The following is a 443-nucleotide window of genomic DNA, read 5'->3' on the forward strand; positions in this document are numbered from 1 at the left end:
ATTTTCCAAATCTAAATTATCGATACTCGAATACAAACCATCCTTGTCACATTCTTCTAAATCTTTAACCCAAAGGCGTATCTCATCTTTATTGTCATTAACAAAAACACACTCGTAACAAAAATCATCCTCGTCATCGTTCAAATATTCGTTGAATCTTAAAAAACCATATCCCCTGCTTTCTATGTAATCCAAAAACAAAGAAGAATGCKAAGGAAKACAACGCAAATAATCTCTATAACTTTTCACATCCTTCACAGGAAAAGAATGGTCAATATAATGGTCATGCAAACAAGTCATGATATCGTAAGGCTTTTCCCAACCGCAATAAACCTCGACCCCATTCCCAAACATATAACGAATAGCCTTGGTCTCATAACGTGCCTTCAATCGCACAGCCTTTATATTGAACAGATTTTCAAGCCTCTGTACTTCTCTCTCTA

The 443-nt window shown here is 35.8% G+C and carries 1 protein-coding gene; it reads right to left on the bottom strand.

The window, feature by feature from the left end:
* Window positions 1-443 (bottom strand): hypothetical protein (locus tag KP705_RS21810; protein ID WP_215765242.1); only part of this gene is annotated, 443 nt, incomplete at both ends.

Origin of the sequence: Gluconobacter sp. P1D12_c (assembly GCF_018812105.1) — a bacterium.
In the GTDB taxonomy this organism is placed as follows: domain Bacteria; phylum Pseudomonadota; class Alphaproteobacteria; order Acetobacterales; family Acetobacteraceae; genus Gluconobacter; species Gluconobacter oxydans_A.